At 47.3% G+C, this 18,227-nt stretch carries 17 protein-coding genes; 4 read left to right on the top strand and 13 right to left on the bottom strand.

The window, feature by feature from the left end; genetic code table 11:
* Positions 1-522 precede the first annotated feature (522 nt).
* The 9 genes from QUB16_RS08110 to QUB16_RS08070 all read right to left on the bottom strand — a co-directional run bounded on the left by QUB16_RS08110 (position 523) and on the right by QUB16_RS08070 (position 10,685).
* Entirely contained in the window at positions 523-1,353 is an 831-nt protein-coding gene (locus QUB16_RS08110; protein WP_333315379.1) for a GUN4 domain-containing protein, read from the bottom strand.
* A gap of 150 nt (positions 1,354-1,503) precedes the next feature.
* Positions 1,504-2,646, bottom strand: coding sequence for a hybrid sensor histidine kinase/response regulator (locus QUB16_RS08105; RefSeq protein ID WP_333315378.1), 1,143 nt, complete (start codon positions 2,644-2,646; stop codon positions 1,504-1,506).
* A 150-nt stretch (positions 2,647-2,796) separates the two neighbouring features.
* The gene (locus QUB16_RS08100) at positions 2,797-5,481 is read right to left on the bottom strand and encodes a GAF domain-containing protein (RefSeq protein ID WP_333315376.1); all 2,685 of its coding nucleotides are present in this window, start codon (positions 5,479-5,481) and stop codon (positions 2,797-2,799) included.
* 14 nt (positions 5,482-5,495) lie between these two features.
* Positions 5,496-5,906: a hypothetical protein gene (locus QUB16_RS08095; protein WP_333315375.1), complete on the bottom strand. Its 411-nt coding sequence runs from the start codon at positions 5,904-5,906 to the stop codon at positions 5,496-5,498.
* Between the two features lie 157 nt (positions 5,907-6,063).
* On the bottom strand, positions 6,064-7,197 hold the full coding sequence (locus tag QUB16_RS08090) for a glycosyltransferase family 1 protein (protein WP_333315374.1): 1,134 nt from the start codon (positions 7,195-7,197) through the stop codon (positions 6,064-6,066).
* 10 nt (positions 7,198-7,207) lie between these two features.
* A complete protein-coding gene (locus QUB16_RS08085) occupies positions 7,208-7,846 on the bottom strand; it encodes a DUF4291 domain-containing protein (RefSeq protein ID WP_333315372.1) in 639 nt (212 codons plus the stop codon).
* A gap of 554 nt (positions 7,847-8,400) precedes the next feature.
* Positions 8,401-9,549, bottom strand: a complete 1,149-nt coding sequence (locus QUB16_RS08080) for an NAD-dependent epimerase/dehydratase family protein (RefSeq protein WP_333315370.1) — start codon at positions 9,547-9,549, stop codon at positions 8,401-8,403.
* 110 nt (positions 9,550-9,659) lie between these two features.
* Complete coding sequence (locus QUB16_RS08075) at positions 9,660-10,250, bottom strand: chromophore lyase CpcT/CpeT (RefSeq protein ID WP_333315369.1); 591 nt, start codon at positions 10,248-10,250, stop codon at positions 9,660-9,662.
* Positions 10,251-10,472: 222 nt separating this feature from the next.
* Positions 10,473-10,685, bottom strand: a complete 213-nt coding sequence (locus tag QUB16_RS08070) for a helix-turn-helix transcriptional regulator (protein WP_333139222.1) — start codon at positions 10,683-10,685, stop codon at positions 10,473-10,475.
* 254 nt (positions 10,686-10,939) lie between these two features.
* Between QUB16_RS08070 and QUB16_RS08065 the strand changes: the two genes are divergently transcribed.
* Positions 10,940-12,256 (top strand): transposase, encoded by a 1,317-nt coding sequence (locus QUB16_RS08065; protein ID WP_333315367.1) that lies wholly within the window; start codon positions 10,940-10,942, stop codon positions 12,254-12,256.
* Positions 12,257-12,466: 210 nt separating this feature from the next.
* On the opposite strand, the gene QUB16_RS08060 is transcribed toward QUB16_RS08065, so the two are convergent.
* On the bottom strand, positions 12,467-12,679 hold the full coding sequence (locus QUB16_RS08060; RefSeq protein WP_333139222.1) for a helix-turn-helix transcriptional regulator: 213 nt from the start codon (positions 12,677-12,679) through the stop codon (positions 12,467-12,469).
* A gap of 135 nt (positions 12,680-12,814) precedes the next feature.
* On the opposite strand from QUB16_RS08060, the gene QUB16_RS08055 reads away from it, so the two are divergent.
* A complete protein-coding gene (locus QUB16_RS08055; protein ID WP_333139220.1) occupies positions 12,815-13,048 on the top strand; it encodes a hypothetical protein in 234 nt (77 codons plus the stop codon).
* Between the two features lie 310 nt (positions 13,049-13,358).
* Here QUB16_RS08055 and petL read toward each other — a convergent pair whose 3' ends face one another.
* A complete protein-coding gene (gene petL / locus QUB16_RS08050; protein ID WP_333102550.1) occupies positions 13,359-13,460 on the bottom strand; it encodes a cytochrome b6-f complex subunit PetL in 102 nt (33 codons plus the stop codon).
* Positions 13,461-13,977: 517 nt separating this feature from the next.
* On the opposite strand from petL, the gene aroB reads away from it, so the two are divergent.
* Positions 13,978-15,072: a 3-dehydroquinate synthase gene (gene aroB, locus QUB16_RS08045; protein WP_333315366.1), complete on the top strand. Its 1,095-nt coding sequence runs from the start codon at positions 13,978-13,980 to the stop codon at positions 15,070-15,072.
* A 95-nt stretch (positions 15,073-15,167) separates the two neighbouring features.
* On the opposite strand, the gene QUB16_RS08040 is transcribed toward aroB, so the two are convergent.
* Positions 15,168-15,938, bottom strand: coding sequence for a tetratricopeptide repeat protein (locus QUB16_RS08040; RefSeq protein WP_333315364.1), 771 nt, complete (start codon positions 15,936-15,938; stop codon positions 15,168-15,170).
* Between the two features lie 506 nt (positions 15,939-16,444).
* Here QUB16_RS08040 and QUB16_RS08035 point away from each other — a divergent pair.
* Entirely contained in the window at positions 16,445-17,281 is an 837-nt protein-coding gene (locus tag QUB16_RS08035) for a stomatin-like protein (protein WP_333315362.1), read from the top strand.
* On the opposite strand, the gene folP is transcribed toward QUB16_RS08035, so the two are convergent.
* Complete coding sequence (folP, locus tag QUB16_RS08030; RefSeq protein ID WP_333315360.1) at positions 17,272-18,141, bottom strand: dihydropteroate synthase; 870 nt, start codon at positions 18,139-18,141, stop codon at positions 17,272-17,274. The two genes, QUB16_RS08035 and folP, sit on opposite strands and share 10 nt — an antisense overlap.
* Between the last annotated feature and the right edge of the window lie 86 nt (positions 18,142-18,227).

The raw sequence follows: 18,227 nt of genomic DNA, 5'->3' as shown, positions 1-18,227 counted from the left end.
GATTTCAGATGGATTCTATAGAGGTTCTGGGTAAGTCCTCGTCTTCCAGCAAGTATTCGTCTGTGGGCGAATTCGTTAGCGGATATGCAAAAAAGAGAGGCAAAACTTAGGCTTACCCCTCCTGCTGTTAATTTTTCTTGATTTTTAACGGGACTGGCCGGGTTCGAACCGGCGACCTAGCGCTTCAGATTTGTGTGAGTTTCCCCACTCTCTGGACTATACCTTCACCATAGGCTTGCAGCCTTTAGGTGGTGACCGTCTAGTCTCTAAACCTTCCTGATTTCAATATAGGCGATTGTTTAATCGCCCTGAACTCAGGCTTGGCTTGGTATTGCCTTAGAGTCATAGGAATCCACGAACTCTTTAGGTTTCACCAAATTTGACCACATTCACTCCCAGAGTTTCCTCGCAGGGTGCCCGATTCTTCAGGAGGCGCTTGCTCTATCCATCTGAGCCACAGCCCCAGTTGCTAAACCGTTTTGATTATAGCAGTTAATGTCGATTTTGATTTTTTTTTGATGATTACCGATCGCCAGTTGCGAGTTTGGCAGCGATGCGGGCAAAGTTTTCGGCTGCGGTGAGTTTACCAGCACCGTAACAGGCGCGCTGTCTCCATGCGGTGACGGGGAGATGGCCGGGGGGAGCATCTTCGTTGAAGGAGAGCTCGCTGTAATATTTCCAATTTTCCTTGACTCTCCAGCCGACTCGATCGCAAAATTCAGTATAATTTGCCTCGGTACTTTCCCAAATCTGCTGCTGCACGCTCAACCCGAACCGCCCGCTGCTGTATTGTTGCCAAAGTTTGTCGATCGTGCGAAGGTCTGTAGGAGGAAAACTGTCAATATCGGCTGCACTCAGCCACCCTTCGTCTTCCCTGACAGCGATTTGCAGCAAGATTTCCCAAGTGTGTTCATCAGCTTTGCGCCATTTTCCAGTTTCTAATAGCTTTGTCAGTTGGCGGTAGTCCATCCCCACTTCGGAGATAGCCGGAGTTGTCGCAGGTATAGCGCCGATTTTGTCTTCCAGCCGCAGTAGAGTGCTGACAATCAATTCGGGGTTTAGTTGTTCGAGGCGGTACAGAACCCATTCTAACTGAGATTGCAGGTATGTGCGGGCGATCGCACCTTGCTGCAATTCCCCATGCAACTCATCAAATTTAGCTGACCAATTTTGTTGAGTGCGGGCCAATTCCCACATTTGTTTGGCCCACTGCAATCTAACTTGTTCTTTTTTTAAATAAGTTTTGGAAGGCTTAGCACGTTGCGGGTAGGGAGTCAAATCCCAGCCGCAAATCGAGCAAAACTCTGCTTTTTCTTCTATGTATTCAGCACCGCACACTGGACAGTTAGACATATTGCCATAAATTCGGTTGCGAAGTAATTATATGACATCTGGTAAATTAACCCTAATTCGATTAGGTACGCACTTTGCACCCTACCCTTACAGTGTATCTGTACTAATGTTCGCTTTTGGCACCCCAAAGTTAGGGTGAATTATACTGTTCTAACAAGGCAAGCGAATACTAAACAAACTGCCTTTGCCCAGCTCTGATTTTACGTCAATCGTGCCGCGGTGAGCTTCGACTATTTGGCGGCACAGGTGTAGTCCCAAACCTGTGCTGGATTTCTTGTGAGTTCCCGAGCTAAACCTTTCAAATAACTTTGCTTGTTCGGTGGGAGAAATGCCGGCGCCGGTGTCTTTGATTTCCATGATTACCCATGCCAGCGGTTGGTTTTTGAAGCTCGTATAAGCAGGTGAATTGGCAGCTTTTAAGCTGACATCTATTGAGCCGTTGTCGGTGAATTTTATCGCATTTCCGATGAGATTTGTCAGCAAGCGGTGCAGCTCCAGACGATCGCCCGGATACTTCGCAATCGGTGCACTTTCTGCACTTTCTGTCAAGTCTAAATTTATCGACAAACCTTTAGCATCCGCTAGGGGAGCTAGTTCTTCAGCTACTTCTGTAATAAGCTGGCGCAAGTCCACGGGAGCGAAACTTAGGGATTTGCGGCCTGCTTCGTAGCGATATACTTCCAGCAACATATTTACCATCGTGATGAGGTTTTTGTTGCTGCGAACCATCGTCCCGAAAGCGTCGCGCATGGGAAGCGAAATTTCTCCCAAAGCTCCCTGCTGCATTAAACTTAGCATTCGATCGGCTGCTACCAGGGGCGTCCGCAAGTCGTGAGCGAGTCGGGAGACAAAATCTTCGCGCTGGAGGGCGATCGAATTGCGCTCGTCTACGCTGTGTTTTAGCCGCAGGAGCGATCGTACCCTCGCCAGCAGTTCGTCCATTTCGACTGGTTTGCGGATGAAATCGTCTGCTCCCATGTCCAATCCCTGCACTACGCTGGCACTGTCGTGAGCAGTGATCAGCAAAATCGGCATAAAGGGCAATTCCTTATTTTCTCGGATTCGTTTAGTGACTTCGTAACCATCCATTCCCGGCATCATCACGTCTAGCAGTACCAAATCCGGGGCTGACTTGTCAATTTGACTCAAGGCCGAAAAGCCGTTTTCTGCCGTGCTAATTTCGTAACCTTCTTCTTCTAGGATTGTCTGCACCAACAAAACATTATCTGGTGCGTCGTCTACCACCAGAATACGATCGGCTTTTGTGGCATTAGGAACAGATAAATAACTCATTTAATTGTTAGCCTGGAAATAAATACTAACTTTAATATGGCATCCGATTTATGTTTTCACATTTTTCCACTTCTTAACTCTGTCATAAGGAATATATCAAAAGTTTATCAAATCTTTTTACTTTTGATCGCTCGGATGTAATATAATCTACTACTTGGTTGTCATAGTATGCACGCCGTCCCAATCATCGGGCGGGGGGACTTCCAAATAGCTTAGGGATCGGTCGAGGTGAACTTCCACAGGTCGATCGTTCGGTCGCATCGCTAAAGCCGCTTCAAAACAATTAATAGCTTTGTGAAAATTTCTAGCAATATAAGCATCCCGACCGTTGCTGTAAAGTTCCAAAAACCGAACGGTTTCGCCGTCGATGGGTTCAGAACTATTTTGCAGCAACTCGTAAATACCCACCGGCTGATTTTTGCCCTTAACCCGCACCTTGTCTAGCTCTCGCACCCAAATCCCTTCGCGACACAAACTGTATGTAAATTCGCTCAAAATTATATCGCAGCCATACTCCTTTGTAAGCTGTTCCAAGCGCGAACTCAAATTCACCGCATCCCCGATTACCGTGTAATCCATTCGCTTTTGGGAACCAATATTTCCCGAAACCACCTCTCCCGAACTAATCCCAATTCCGAAGCGAAACGGATCTGCACCGGGGCGAGAATCATTAAACTCTTTCAAACGCCGGCGCATATCTAAAGCCGACTGAACCGCCATCCAACCGTGACTTTCCGGAGGATTCAGCGGCAGGGGCGCGCCGAAAACCGCCATTAAAGCATCGCCGATAAACTTGTCTAAAGTGCCTTCGTAGTGGAAAACGGCCTCCACCATCGTCTCAAAATATTCGTTCAGCAGGGATACCACATCGGATGCTCCCAAATTTTCGGTCAGCGTGGTATAGCCGCGAATGTCGGAAAATAAAATAGTGACTTCTTTGCGTTCGCCCACCATCAGGGCGCCTTCACCCAAGGCCATCACTTTATCTACGACTCCAGGAGTCAGGTAGCGGTACATCGTATTTTTCATCCGCTTTTCGTGGCTGATGTCTTCGAGTACCACTAAACCGCCGCGCACGCCGCCCTCTGGATTGAGTAGGGGGTTGACAGTCAAATTCAAACTACGTTCAATTACTTTAATTCCAGAGGCGGGGATGGGCAACGGACAATAAGGGTGATACAGGGCAGAATTTCGCAGCGCAAATAGAGATTGGGCATTAGCTAATTCTGCCAGCGCTACTTCCTCAGTCCACGCGCGGTTTTCGCCCCAAGCATAATATAAATTAGGATCGGTGCGATCGGGCACGGCCAAAATATAACTTTCTTCTTCTTCTTCTTCTTCTTCTTCTTCTTCTTGTCCTTCTTCTTTTGGTTGGGAATTTAGCGTTTTTTCTACCAACAGTCCCACAGTTAAACTTTGTTCGGGAACGTAATGTCGGGCAGCAGTTTTGAGACTGTCTTCTAGTCGAAATTGCAAATTGTCGATCGGCACAACTTCCCAAACATAGCGATTCACAAGTTTATCTTCCCAAATCTGGGGATGGTGTTTGCTTTTAGCTTGATTTACCGGACAGCCCAACAATTCTATGGCTGCTTCGTTAATCGTCACAACTCGCCCCTTCAAATCCGTGGAAATCACTGCATCAGAAAGACTTTGCAGCATATCTTTCTGATACTGCTTTTCCACCATCACGTTCTGAAACAGTTGAGAATTTTGCAACGCCATTCCCGCTTGGGAATTAAACGCTCGCAAAAACTCTTCGTCGGAAGGGGTGAAAGTACCTTGGTTCTTATTAATTAGCTGAGTTACCCCGATCAGCTCACCTTTAGCGTTATGCACCGGCATACACAAGACAGTCCGAGTGCGGTATCCCGTTTGCTGGTCTGTAGATGGGTCAAACCGGGGATCGTCGTAAGCATCTGTAATATTTAGAGGTTGACCCGTCGAAGCCACGTAACCAGCAATTCCCCTATTCGCAGGAATACGGATTTCCATCATCGTTTTGCCGTCAGCCTTAGCTAATTTTGTCCAGAGTTCGTTGGTTTCCCGATTTAACAAAAATAGCGTGCTGCGATCGGCCTGCATCAAGTCGCGAGCTTGATCCATGACAGAGCGCAAAGTGGTTTCCAAGTCAAGACTTTGACCCAAAGTCGTGGTCGCTCTCAAAAGTGCGGCAACCCCTCGCTGGTTGCGGGCCACGACGTAGAAAGACTGACAGCTTTCGAGAATAATCCCGATCGAATCTGCAAAAGCCTGGAACTGCTGTTCGTCTTCCTCGCTAAAGGGGGCATCGCCAGCTTTATTTAACAGTCTGACCACCGCTACGGGTTCCTGTTGGCTCTTGCTGCTAAAAATCGGCATACAGAGGATGGTCTCGATGTGGTAGCCCGGTGGTTCGTCTACTTCGGTATTAAAATACTCGTGCGATCGAGCTTCGGCGACATTGATCGATTTTCCGGTTGTTGCTACGTAGCCTAAAATGCCTGCATCCATAGGCAAGCGCACTTCTACATCTTCGCCCGTAAGTGGATCGACTGTTTTGTGCCACAGTTGATTTTTGTTGGAGTCAACCAAAAAAATAGTTGTCCGGTCTGCTTGCAAAATTTGACCAATTTTGACAGTGAAGGCATCTAAAAGTTGCTCTAAGAGACTTTCGAGTGCTTCATTGTTAATCAGGTCCATCGCCCGGATAAATTGCTGAAATTCAGCCGTGATAAAGTCCAGCAGGCACACTAATTCAGGAACTGGCAGGCTCTTAACACGGGAGGTCAATGCCCCCATAAAATTGACTTGAGTCAGTGTAGCCAGAACGCTACCAGTATTGGAGAATGTCATGATTAACTGCTTGCTCAGAGGGGTAGACTCACCGCAGGTCGATCGGCGCTAGATTCGGCGGCGGTGCAAACTCTTGAATTTGTTTGCCAGCGCATCGGCACTCGCTTGTCGTTTTGATGAATCGTGAGTTCAAAAGTGGCGCACGCAACTTCAGTTTGCTTGTTATGTATGCTCGATCGATCTTTTTTCCAACCTCGATACTGATGAGGGTTCGTCAATTCAAGCTGAACTTGAGTTCGCAAAACAGAAGGCCTGAAAATTAGGTGACAGGCTTTCGTTCGATCGAGAGTGCAGTGTGGATTTGACGCTCTGTGCTCGGCCCCAGCGCGCGGTGTGACAGTTTTAGCGCACTCGGCGACCGTATCCGGTGAGGTAAAGGGCGCTATGAAAGCAGCGCGCAAGGCATTCCTACAGAGCTTACTCATAGTTTAATGGTAAACGCAACAGCAGGATAACGACGGTAATTTATGCAGCAAAAAAGTTCGATCGGTCTTTGAAAACATCCCTATTCAATACCAACTGACGATCGAACAGCCAAGCTAAGCTGGCGGTGAAGTTTAAAGGTGCTACAGATCCTGACATTTAGGCTGCTCTGGGCACAGACTCGGCAAATACCACTGATTGATAGTAGCGCTGCAGTTGTGCAGCGGCGGCGGCCCAACCCCAACGTTCAGCTTCTCGGCGAGCGTTATGGCGCAGGGTTTCCCGTTCTTCGGGATTCGCAAACAGACGCTTAGTGGCGGCGAGCGCTCCTTCTTCGTCGGCGGGGTCAAATAAATATCCGTTAACACCGTCGGTGACGATATCGGGAATTCCGCCGCTGCGCGCCGCCACTACAGGCGTCCCCGCAGCCATTGCTTCTAGGAGCACTAAGCCCAGGGTTTCGGTGCGGGAGGGAAAAATGAAGGCGTCGGCCGATGCGTAAGCTCTTGCGAGTTCTTGCCCCTTGAGGTAGCCGACAAAATTAGTGGGTGTACCGGCAAAATATTGTTGGAGGGTTTGGCGATGCGGGCCGTCTCCCACTAGGGCGAGGCGGGCGTCGGGAATCGCTGCGAGGACTGGTTTGATGCGTTCGATTTCTTTTTCTGCACCGAGGCGGCCGACGTACAGCAGCAGGGGACTGTCTGGGTTATTTGCAGAAAGGCGCGATCGCATTTCTCGACTTGCCAATTCCGGGACAAACATTTCAGTATCTACACCCCGCTGCCACAAATCTACTCGCTCAATCCCGTGGGTTCTCAATTCTTCCACCATTGCTGTAGAAGTACACAAATTCAGTTCTGCTTGGTTGTGAGCACCTTTGAGCAATTCCCACAATAAAGGTTCGAGGACTCCGAAACCGTAGTGGTGCAAGTATTTGGGCAAATGCGTGTGGTAAGAAGCCAAAATTGGAATGTTGAACTTTTTCCCGTAATATATACCGCCCAATCCCAAAATTGCGGGATTGACAACGTGAATAATATCCGGTTTAAACTGCTCTAATTGGCGACCGACAGCCGGAGAAGGAAGTGCCATTTTCAATTCCGGGTACATCGGCAAAGGCAAGCCCTCCACACCGTAAACTCGTGCGCCTTTGTATTCTTTAATCCCGTAATCTGGAGAAAATATCAGAACTTGTTCGCCCGATCGCTGCAAGTGATCTACAGTGTGAATCAGGCGCGTCACAATGCCATCTATTTTTGGCAGAAATGTTTCAGTGAACAGAGCAATTTTCATAGTAAATTGTTTAGGAAACCGATAATCGTAGTTTCTGGGAGATGTCGGGGTCGATGACAGGATACACTGCCTCACAAGGAGTCAGTAATTGCGTGCTATCGCCTCCGTTATATTGACGCTGTTGCTGCACGAATTGGGAAATATCCTCAATTTTAACAATCCATTCTCGCGCGTAACGAGCTAAAACACTGCCGCGCAAACCGAGTTGAATTGCCCGCCGATCCATTTTCGATCCATTTGGGTGACGATCCGGGTCCCATTGCAGCCGTACAGCCGAATTTTTAACAGCTTGTTGCCATTCTTTTTCGCTTCCATACACTGCTGGAACGAAATTAGAATGGACAGCCGATGCTAAAATTTCGTCAAAAGCCGATCGCTTCAGCCAAATAGCAAGAATTACTTCTTGACCCGATGAAGTACCCCATGCCGATCGATACATCATCCATAGAAAATTGGGCTTAATCCAACTCATGCGATTCAGACTAAATTCCCCACCGAAATAACCTTGTTCCGCTGCAAAAAGACCGATCGCCGGACGGTAAGCTTGGTACACTACAACGGTATTTTCGTCAAATTGTGCCAGAATGTGACGACCTGTTTTCGGCCATTTACTTGCCTGGTTTAAGTATGGTTCGGTTCGCAGATTCATTGCCACTAATTACGATCGAGATTTTTCTGGGGGCAACATACAAATTCCGTGAATTCCGCTCGATCCAATTATCCTACCTCAAAGCAATCCCACACCTTCGGCAAAGCAATTAATTCTGTGAATTTCCTGTGCAGTTTTAGCAATTAATATTTCCCTTTCCCCAGCAGCCGGTGATTCGCTAACGGGCGCGGTAATTTTGATTACTCGCCGTTAGTGCCGCCCATTCCGCTATTAAATAATAAGCACAAACTGCACTCGCTGAAAATCCCGGCAGAACAACAAAAAGCAACAGAATAATCGTGCGAATTTCTACAGACAGCATTTATTCCCAAAAAGCCAGCAGTAAAAACCTAATGGAATTTTTTAATTAACCGCAGAGGACACAGAGGACACAGAGAAAGAGATAAAAAAGATAGATTATCGTAATATACAGCAAACTCCATTCAGAATTTGCGAACCCTTCTCCTCTCTTCCCTTCTTTTCTCTTACTTCGCGCCCTTCGCGCCTTCGCGGTTCGTTAAAAAATCTCTTTCCCCGCAGGTAGAGGTCTGAACTTACTTCCAAGAAACCTTCGGCAAAATCTGGTTTTTATCGACACGGTGCTGATATTTTGTAGCAAAATTCAGCAGAGAATCGAGCAGGGAATCTGAGAGATAGTGCGGTTGCAAACCGAGGTCTAGCAAATTGGTGTTTTTGGCATTGAAATAATGTTCTTCTTTCTCGACTCTGGGATTTTCGATGTTGTTGATTTCTACTTTTAATCCCATAGCCATGCCTGCTTTTTGCACCAAGGAGGCTAAGTCGCCGACGCTGAATTGTTCGGTGAATTGGTTGAAGACGCGGAATTGTCCGGCTTCGGCGGGGTTGGCTAGAGCCAATTCCACGCACCGCACGGTATCCCGAATGTCTAAGAAGCTGCGGGTTTGTCCGCCAGTGCCGTAAACCGTCAAAGGATGACCGATCGCAGCTTGGATGCAAAATCTGTTCAACGCTGTACCGAATACTCCGTCGTAGTCCAAACGGTTGATCAACAGTTCATCCATGCCGGTTTCATCTGTGAGCACGCCGTAGACTACGCCCTGATTTAAGTCGGTGGCTCTTAAACCCCAGATTTTGCAAGCAAAATGGATGTTGTGGGAGTCGTGGACTTTTGACAGGTGGTAGAAACTGCCTGGTTGTTTGGGATAGGGTAGTGTATCCTTGCGACCGTTGTGTTCGATCGTAATGTAGCCTTCTTCAATGTCAATATTCGGCGTGCCGTATTCGCCCATTGTCCCCAATTTCACTAGGTGACAATCGGGGAAGTCTTCGCGGATGGCGTACAGCAGGTTGAGTGTCCCGACGACGTTATTGACTTGGGTGAGGACTGCGTGTTCGCGATCGATCATCGAGAAAGGTGCCGAACGCTGTTCGCCGAAATGGACGATCGCAAGGGGTGCAAATTTTCTCATGCTTTTGCTGAGAAAATCGTAGTTGGTGATGTCACCGACGAACAAGTCGATCGACTTGCCCGTTAAATCTTGCCATCGCTGGAGTCTTTGCTGAATCGGTGCGATGGGAGTGAGGGTGTCGCTGCACAGTTCCAGATCCCAGTGCCGCCGCACGAAGCTGTCGAGGATGCCAACTTCGTAACCTTTGTTAGAAAGGTAGAGTGCGGTTGCCCAACCGCAATAGCCATCGCCACCAATAACCAGGACTTTCATAAATCAACGGTGAATCTTGCTTGCCAATACTGGGTTAATGTATCAGGTTATGGTGCATTCTGAACCTTTAATCAAGCGTGTTCGCCTAGGAAGGAGTCTGTTTTTTTAGATTAAACCTGAATTTCGTCGGCGAAACTGGCCCGGCGGGTGAATTCAAAGGGGCCGGCCTGGGCTCCCCAGACGTGGGCGTCGGTTTCTGGGTCACGTCCGCGATCGTGGCTAATAAATTTGTCTTGGTCAATCTCGAATTCGCTGTCTAGATAGGTTTTTTTGCCCTTTCTGACCACCATGCAGCCTTTTCCGGGTTCGACAGACCCTTTGAAGCTGTTGCCCGTCCACTGCGTAATAAAGGTGCAGCCAGGAAGTAGAGTCAGTTGTTCTTTTTTGATTTCTTGCAGCCGTTGCGGGTCGCGGGCCGCGCCGTAGAATTGTTCTTCGTTTTCTATGGCATAATTTTCGATGTCGATTCGATCGCCCACTGGGACTAATTTCAAAACTCGGACTCGGTACGGTACGTGCAGTTCAATATCGTAGGCTTGTTCTAGGTACAAGCTGATCCCATCCAGAACTTCGACGGGCAAAGGTCTCATGCAGACGCGGATGTGGGCGAAGAAGGGCGGGTTTTCAAAGGCTTGGGCTTGGTTGCTGAAGTCGGCGGCCATCCAGCGGGCGAGGGTGACGATATCGGTGGAATGAGACATATCGATTTTAGATTTTAGATTTTAGATTTTGGATTGAGGGAGTAGAAATTATTTTAGGGGATAGCGGGCGATCGGCTATAGAAGGTAGTTATATGCTTTACGAACAAGTAAAGAAAAGACGGCGAGAAGTACGGCATTAATCAACGTATCCCATTAGCGATCTCGCCCTTTTCTTCTACTAGCGATCGAATTTGTAGTCGAACTCGCCCCATTGGTGCGCCCTCAATCTTCCAAAATCTCGACCAAATCTTCCATTGTCACGTCGAAGGCGCGGGCAATTTTGTAGACAGCAGAAAGATCGGCTGTATTCAAAGCATCGCGCTGAACGTAGCTTCTGACAGTGTTGTAATTAACTCCGGATCGATCGGCAACTTGCTTTAGTGTCCAACCCTTTTGCTCAGCTAGTTCTCGAATCCGCAGTCTAACGTATCCCATTAGCGCGATCGCCCTTACTATTCCAAAAACTCGACCAAATCTTCAACTAAACCAAAAGGAGTCCCGCGCTCTACCTGTACCCAGGTGAGCGTCGGGAGGAATTTGCGTGAGCCAGGAGAGCCGCCCCGAACCAAACCGATGACTTTATGTGTCGGAAGGTGAGGGGCGGTCGATGAGCGAACAAATAATTTTTGCTACACCACTTGCTTTTGCCATCTTCACGAGATAGAATTTTGTCAGAGTTCGTGAAAGTAATGCCTCAAATAATCACCGCCAAGCTAAAACTAAACCTGAATGCCGAGCAAAAAGCTTTGGTATCTCAGACTACCTTGGCTTATCGCGATGCCTTGAATCATACTTCACAAGTTGCTTTTGATGCGAACAAAACCAGCAATGGTGCTAAGTTACAAAAGGCTGTCTACAATGAATTGCGAGTTCGATTTGGACTTGGCGCTCAGATGGCTTGCAATGTACCCAGACAAGTTTCGGCAACGTATAAAACTCTCTGGACTAAGGTAAAACAATCTAACGATGCTATCGCTAAAGGGTACACCAAGAAACGGTACAAAGGACTAGACCAACCCCCTAAGTATATCTCTCGAACCTGTACCTTGAATTATCAGCGTGACTACTCGTTTAAATCCGAGCAGAAGGTGAGTATTATTACCCTAGCTGGTAGAATAGTAGTCTCGTATGATGGCTACAACAAGCATCTGGATTTCATTGCGAATGGTTCCAAAGTTGGAGCAGCTAAAATTGTCTATCAGCGTTCCTCTAAAGTTTACTATTTGATGGTAAGTGTTGAGGTAGAAACCCCTGAACTCGACCCACTGAAAATAACTAGAGTTTCTGGCGTTGACGTGGGGATGCGCTACTTAGCCGTACAAACAGACTTACAAAACAAGTCTAATTTCTACTCAGGTTCAGAAGCTAGACATAAAGCCAACCGCTATCATAAAGCTAGACAAACTCTTCAGCGTAAAGACACTCGTTCGGCAAAGCGCAGACTAATTGCTTTGTCGGGAAGAGAAAGACGGTTTATCGCTGACGTGAACCACCAAATTAGCAAGGACATTGCCAAACCTAATACTTTGATTGGACTGGAAAACCTAACCGGAGTTGGGGATATAATTAAGTCCAAGTCTGGTAAAAAGGCTAGCAAGAAACAGCGAAGAGCTAATCGAAATAAAGCTAAATGGTCGTTTGCCGAATTGCACGGCTATATTGACTACAAAGCTAATTTGAACGGCTCTTTAGCTACTAAAGTTCCAGCTAATTATACCTCGCAAAGCTGTCCAAAGTGCGGACACACTTCGGCCGGCAATAGACCTAAAAAAGGACTATTGTTTCGTTGCGAGTGTTGCGGACACGAGCTTCATGCTGATTTGGTGGGTGCGCGAAATATTGCCATGAGAACGTTGCTTGTCCGGCAGGACTGGACGAGTACGGGGAGCTTGTCAGCATCCCCTAATGTGTCGGGCCGTGAAACTAAAGCTGAGATTCTGCAAAGATTCTCGGAATTGCGGTGGAGCTCAGATACAAGCCCACATCTCCGGCGGTACTCCGCTTGATGCTGGGTAGTTGACTCATGACATCAAAAGCAAGGGCGATCTTCTGAACGGCACTCAGATCGACCATACTCATCCCATCATCGCGTCTAGCGTACCCTTTAACCGTGTTGTAATTGACCCTCTTGGCGATCTGCCACGTCTTGCAGCGTCCAGCCCTTTTCTTCTGCCAACTCTCGAATCTTTAGTCGAACTCGCCCCATTGGTGCGCCCTCAATCTTCCAAAATCTCGACCAAATCTTCCATTGTCACGTCGAAGGCGCGGGCAATTTTGTAGACAGCAGAAAGATCGGCTGTATTCAAAGCATCGCGCTGAACGTAGCTTCTGACAGTGTTGTAATTAACTCCGGATCGATCGGCAACTTGCTTTAGTGTCCAACCCTTTTGCTCAGCTAGTTCTCGAATCCGCAGTCTAACGTATCCCATGTTTTAACTTGACATTGATGCGTATGCAACATATGATATCTATGTACACTAAAAACGATCGCCCTCCTAGCCTCGAAAACTTAAGGGCGATCGCCTTTTCTATCACACCCCACGAAGGTGGGGAAGGATTACCCTATGATACCAACATCCAAGCCCAAATTAAACACTCATCCCTGGTGTATCGTGCGACAATTGCCAAATATGCAGCGATTGGTGGTTGCTCGGTTCCACCGTCGGGGCGATGCGGATGGATACATACAGATTTTACGGCGGTTGTTGCCGACGGCTAAACACGCGATCGTTTTTGATACGACAGGGGCTGAGAAATTGGCAGAAGTGCGATCGACTCAATTAGAACGAATCTTGTAATTAATCAGGAGCGATCGAATTTTACAACAAGTGCGATCGCTCCTTCATCCTCAAGGTGAATAATTGGGGAATCGAGGGATTTTAGATTTTAGATTTTAGATTTTAGATTTTAGATTTTAGATTGAAGCATTAACCAAATTACTTTGGGTCTAATATTAAATTAGGAAATTCTAGCATCAAGTTCTATGAAACCAAATATTTGCGCCGTCAATCTACAGATAAACCTAGAGATTGTTGGCGCAAATACTTTGTCGAACTGATACTTTGGCCAGAGATTAAATCCTCTGGTTGAGACATCTAAATGAGCAAATTAGATGAGTTTGACAGCCCGCAGACCAAACATCAGCACTGTCGCCAAGCCGATCATGCCACCAAAAAGCCCGAAATAAGTTATTGCTCCGCTAAGAGTCATTGCCATTTCTCCAAAACAATGAATAAAAAGACATTTGACACTCCCCAGCCTTAATGGGTGGGGATTCTTGGTTCACTGATACACCTTAAAACTCTCTATCCTTTCGGCACTACTTAAACCAAAAACCCGTTCAATAGAACTAAGTTTCGAGTCTAATTTAGAGGAGTCCCAGCGGGCTTATCTCCGCAAGCTTTAGAGGATTGCTCCCCTTGTTTCCGTATGCCCTACGGTACAACTTGAATATCAAGTATTTGATTTTGCTGGTTCACGGGTGATCGTTGGCTACCCTAGCTCTGTTTATCGTGGTTATCGCCATCCACTACGCATTACTACTTCCTATCCTGTCAAGTGGGGACACCCCAGATTTATATTGTCTTGTGATAGCGGTTTTTCAGCCTGTGCTATCTCTAGTATGCCATACTAGAGCGACACTATATCGACATTAATCCGTCGAAGTGACGGGGTTTTCAACCCAATTTTCTGATAATCTAAAATCTAATATCTAAATTAGATAAATATGCAATCCATAATTAAAGTTGACTTGGGGCCACAATCTTACAATGTTTGCGTGCGATCGGGCGGTTTAGACGAACTCGGCAGTCTGATGGGCGATCTCAGCTTGGGCAAAAAAGTGCTGCTGGTGTCGAATCAGTCGATTTTTCGGCAGTACGGCGAAAGAGCAACAGCAGCCCTCGAATCGGCCGGCATGGAAGTCAGTAGCTGCATTTTACCACCGGGAGAACAGTACAAAACTTTAAATTCGGTACAGAAAATTTACGGTGCGGCTTTGGAAAACCGTTTAGAACGTTCATCGACAATGGTGGCTTTGGGCGGCGGGGTGGTTGGCGATATGACGGGTTTTGCTGCGGCGACTTGGCTGCGGGGAATTAATGTCGTGCAGGTTCCGACTTCGCTGCTGGCGATGGTTGATGCTTCTATTGGCGGCAAAACGGGGGTAAATCATCCTTTAGGGAAGAATTTAATCGGGGCTTTTCACCAGCCGCGCTTGGTTTTGATTGACCCGGATGTACTCAAAACTCTGCCGGCGAGGGAGTTTCGTTCGGCTATGGCGGAAGTCATCAAGTACGGGGTGATTTGGGATGCTGAACTTTTCGGGAAGTTGGAGAATTGCAAGCGTTTGGATCAAATGCGTTATGTGAAGGCGGATTTGTTGGCAGAAATTTTGAGCAGGTCTTGCCAAGCTAAGGCTGAGGTGGTAAGCAAAGACGAGAAGGAATCGGGTTTGCGGGCGATTTTGAATTACGGACACACCATCGGTCATGCTGTGGAAAGTTTGACCAATTACAAGGCGATCAATCACGGGGAAGGGGTGGCCATCGGCATGGCTGGATCAAGCCGGTTGGCTGTGGAGTTGGGAATGTGGGATGCTGAGTGCGATCGCCGTCAATCTGCTTTAATTGAAAAAGCGGGTTTACCTGCCAAATTGCCCGCTGGTGTGGATGTTGAGGAAATTTTGCATACTTTGCAACTGGATAAGAAGGTGCAGGATGGCAAGGTGCGGTTTGTGCTGCCGGTGCGCTTGGGTGAGGCTGCTGTGAGCGATCGGGTGGATGGGGATTTGATTATACAAGTTTTGAAGGAAATGCTTTAGGTTGCGGTTTTTGGGGTGTTTAAGCGCCGCTGAACGCCCATTAACGCCGATCGCCAAAGATGTTTTTTCTTTCAATCGGCGATCGGCGGTTGAGGTTAGGAGTCGCTGGAGCGCGAATTAATTTCCTCCAAAATTTTCTCTACTCTGTTAGCAGCTTGAGTTCTACCTTGCTTGATAAATAACTCCTTAGCTTTTTTGAGGCTGGCTACCGCCTCCGCGTGGTATTCCTTGTCTCCTTGCTGGTACAAACCGACTCCTAAATTGTTTAAAGCATCGGGATATCGATCGTTAATTTTAACGGCTTGTCTCCACTGAACAATTGCCTCGGGCAACTGCCCCTGACTTGCCATCGCCACGCCTAAATCGTTGTGAGCTTTGGCGTGCTTCGGGTTGACTTCAATTGCTTTTTGGAATAGAGCGATCGCATCGCTCATTTTACCTTGCCCCGACAGCATAGTTGCCAACTTGTAATAAGCATCCGCTTCTTTGGGATAGCGAGCGATGAGTTGCCGGTACAAAGCTTCGGCATTGACAGCGTTTCCTTGACCGTAAAGGTCGTTGGCAGTTCTCAAACCGATCGTGTAGCCTTTACCTACAACTTGGCACTTTTTCTCGGAGTTGCCTTCCTGCTTGCAAATCCTGAGTTCGTCTCCCTTCATCTCATAGGACAGAACTTCTCGAACAGCAGGGCCTCGGCGCGATGGCTGCAAGTTCTGCGACTGCAAGTTTTGCGAGAGTTGCAGGGCGATTGTTTCAGCTTGTGCCGGTTGGGCCGCTGCGACACTCCAGATTCCTGCACCCAACAAAATGCTTGGGGCGATCAACCTTAAAGGTTTGAACCAGGGAAACTCTTGATCGTTTTTCATCAAAATTCCTGGGGTTTGAAACCCCGTCTTTACAGGACGGCTTTACATTTAATTTGAATCCCCTTGCGGGGTAGGGGGGTATGGTTGCCCCCCCCGTGAGGATATGGTTGTCCTCAATCTCCCATTTCTGGGGTAAAGTTAGCTTTGCCAATGTTTTCTGAGCTTGTTAGGCTAGCAGCACTGTAAAGCGTGACCTTAGAACTGTTTAACCACTAGCGACAGAGCAGGGAACTAGCTTCGCATTCGCCCGGTGTCGTGACTCAAAAAACGTAGTCAGTTAAGACGCTTGGCGGGTCAAGATGGCTTGTTAGATTTCTCTTTCAAGCCTCATGCCGTCAGGGCTGAGGTTCTTGACTAGCGCCGTAAGAGTCGGAGCCGATGGGGCCCACCCGATGAAATAGTTAGTTATTAACAGTCGAGATATTTTAGCACTGCGGGGCCGAGTTTGAGTTAAATTAGAGTAGAATTCCGATCGATTCTCAGTCAACCTTAGCAGGAAAATAGAAATGGGGCAGTCTATTCTTACCATGCTCTTTGCGCTCATCCTCGGCTACGCTGTTAACTCAAGCGTCAAAATAGTCAGCGGTGGCGACGAAGCTTTAGTGGAACGTTTGGGTCAATACAAGCGCACCCTCAAGCCAGGATTCCACTTTATCAGTCCCCTGGTCGAAAAAGTCGTCTGCGTGGACACAAGCCGTGAAAGAGTTTTAGACATTAAACCTCAGTCAGCAATCACGGGAGATAATGTGGCTCTCGAAGTCGATGCCGTTGTGTATTGGCGGGTTGTGAATTTACAGAAAGCTTATTATGGAATCGATCAAATTGAAAATGCGATCGCCAACTTAGTTTTAACGACGTTTCGCGCTGAAATTGGTCGATTGCCCATGCAAGACATCTTGGGTTCCCGAGATGACATGAATAAAAAGTTACTCAAGAAGTTGGACGAAGCTACCGAAACTTGGGGTGTCAAAGTAATTCGGGTAGAAATTCAAAGCATTACACCTCCGAAAAGGGTGCAAGAAGCTATGGAATTGGAGCGCGCTACCAAGAGCGAGTGGCAAGCAATGGTCAATAAGGCGATCGGCACTAAGGAGTATATGAGGCTCTTAGTTGAAGCTTTAGACTCCCATCCCAATAGCAAGCAAGTTTTGAATTACTTAGTAACCGAAAAATACTTAGAGGCTCAACAAAAATTGGGCGAAAGCGACAATGCCAAAATTCTGTTTATGGACCCCCGGAGCATGAGCGAAGCTCTGGGCGAGCTGATGGGTTCTATGCCCGATGTGATTCATTCTGAGGGCGGGGAAATAAAAGTTATTGAGACTCCGACTTCTCAAGACTGATTCCTGAAGATAGCGTCGGCAACCAGACAAACATCGTGCATTTCTCTGACATCGTGAACTCGCAAGATATCTGCCAAATTTGCGATCGCACCTGTACAAGCCGCCGCTGTCCCCCAAACTCTTTGTTTCGCTTCTGGCTGATTCAAAATGTGACCGATGAAGCTTTTTCGCGATACTCCGACTAAAATCGGACAGTTTAAAACACGGAATTTTCGCAACTCTCGCAGAATTTCTAAGTTTTGACTGTAATTCTTAGCAAAGCCAATACCAGGGTCGAGAATTATTTGAGATTTGTCAATCCCCGCAGCAACTGCTGCCGCAATTCGACTCTCGAAAAATTCCCCAATTTCCCCGATTAAATCGCGATAATCTGTCAGTTGTTGCATCGTCTGGGGAGTTCCCCGAATGTGCATCAAAATTATTGGCACTTTTAACTGAGCAACGGTTGACAGCATTTCCGAATCAAAAGTTGCTCCCGAAATATCGTTAATTATATCCGCTCCCGCCTCAACCGCAGCTTTCGCAACCTGCGCTCTGGTAGTATCGACCGAAATAGGAACTGAGCCAAAAATATCGGCTTTTTGTCGCAGTATTTGTACGAGAGGTATAACGCGATCGATCTCATCCCCTAATGATATTTCCACTGCACCGGGCCGAGTAGATTGACCGCCAATATCAATAATATCTACCCCCGACTTTACCATATTTTCCGCTTGCGCTAAAGCAGATTCTATGGTATAGAAATCTCCGCCGTCGCTAAAACTGTCAGGGGTTACGTTCAAAACGCCCATTAAATAAGTGCGTTTTCCCCACTCGAAAGCTTTATTTCTAATTGTAATTTTTTCTGGGTTATTTGTCATATCACCTCCTCATATCATGTCCGATCGATTAACCATAATATCCCGGTCGGGGCGGGTTTTTGAGATTGTCAATTATTGGCAGATAT

Origin of the sequence: Microcoleus sp. D3_18a_C4, assembly GCF_036702415.1 — a bacterium.
Lineage (GTDB): Bacteria > Cyanobacteriota > Cyanobacteriia > Cyanobacteriales > Microcoleaceae > Microcoleus.
This window is presented reverse-complemented; position numbering and strand designations above follow the sequence as displayed.

Bases quoted from the DNA above. Each gene is read 5' to 3' on its own strand.
- QUB16_RS08110 (WP_333315379.1), bottom strand. From the start codon at position 1,353: ATGTCTAACTGTCCAGTGTGCGGTGCTGAATACATAGAAGAAAAAGCA.
- QUB16_RS08105 (WP_333315378.1), bottom strand. From the start codon at position 2,646: ATGAGTTATTTATCTGTTCCTAATGCCACAAAAGCCGATCGTATTCTG.
- QUB16_RS08100 (WP_333315376.1), bottom strand. From the start codon at position 5,481: ATGACATTCTCCAATACTGGTAGCGTTCTGGCTACACTGACTCAAGTC.
- QUB16_RS08095 (WP_333315375.1), bottom strand. From the start codon at position 5,906: ATGAGTAAGCTCTGTAGGAATGCCTTGCGCGCTGCTTTCATAGCGCCC.
- QUB16_RS08090 (WP_333315374.1), bottom strand. From the start codon at position 7,197: ATGAAAATTGCTCTGTTCACTGAAACATTTCTGCCAAAAATAGATGGC.
- QUB16_RS08085 (WP_333315372.1), bottom strand. From the start codon at position 7,846: ATGAATCTGCGAACCGAACCATACTTAAACCAGGCAAGTAAATGGCCG.
- QUB16_RS08080 (WP_333315370.1), bottom strand. From the start codon at position 9,549: ATGAAAGTCCTGGTTATTGGTGGCGATGGCTATTGCGGTTGGGCAACC.
- QUB16_RS08075 (WP_333315369.1), bottom strand. From the start codon at position 10,250: ATGTCTCATTCCACCGATATCGTCACCCTCGCCCGCTGGATGGCCGCC.
- QUB16_RS08070 (WP_333139222.1), bottom strand. From the start codon at position 10,685: ATGGGATACGTTAGACTGCGGATTCGAGAACTAGCTGAGCAAAAGGGT.
- QUB16_RS08065 (WP_333315367.1), top strand. From the start codon at position 10,940: ATGCCTCAAATAATCACCGCCAAGCTAAAACTAAACCTGAATGCCGAG.
- QUB16_RS08060 (WP_333139222.1), bottom strand. From the start codon at position 12,679: ATGGGATACGTTAGACTGCGGATTCGAGAACTAGCTGAGCAAAAGGGT.
- QUB16_RS08055 (WP_333139220.1), top strand. From the start codon at position 12,815: ATGATACCAACATCCAAGCCCAAATTAAACACTCATCCCTGGTGTATC.
- petL (WP_333102550.1), bottom strand. From the start codon at position 13,460: ATGACTCTTAGCGGAGCAATAACTTATTTCGGGCTTTTTGGTGGCATG.
- aroB (WP_333315366.1), top strand. From the start codon at position 13,978: ATGCAATCCATAATTAAAGTTGACTTGGGGCCACAATCTTACAATGTT.
- QUB16_RS08040 (WP_333315364.1), bottom strand. From the start codon at position 15,938: ATGAAAAACGATCAAGAGTTTCCCTGGTTCAAACCTTTAAGGTTGATC.
- QUB16_RS08035 (WP_333315362.1), top strand. From the start codon at position 16,445: ATGGGGCAGTCTATTCTTACCATGCTCTTTGCGCTCATCCTCGGCTAC.
- folP (WP_333315360.1), bottom strand. From the start codon at position 18,141: ATGACAAATAACCCAGAAAAAATTACAATTAGAAATAAAGCTTTCGAG.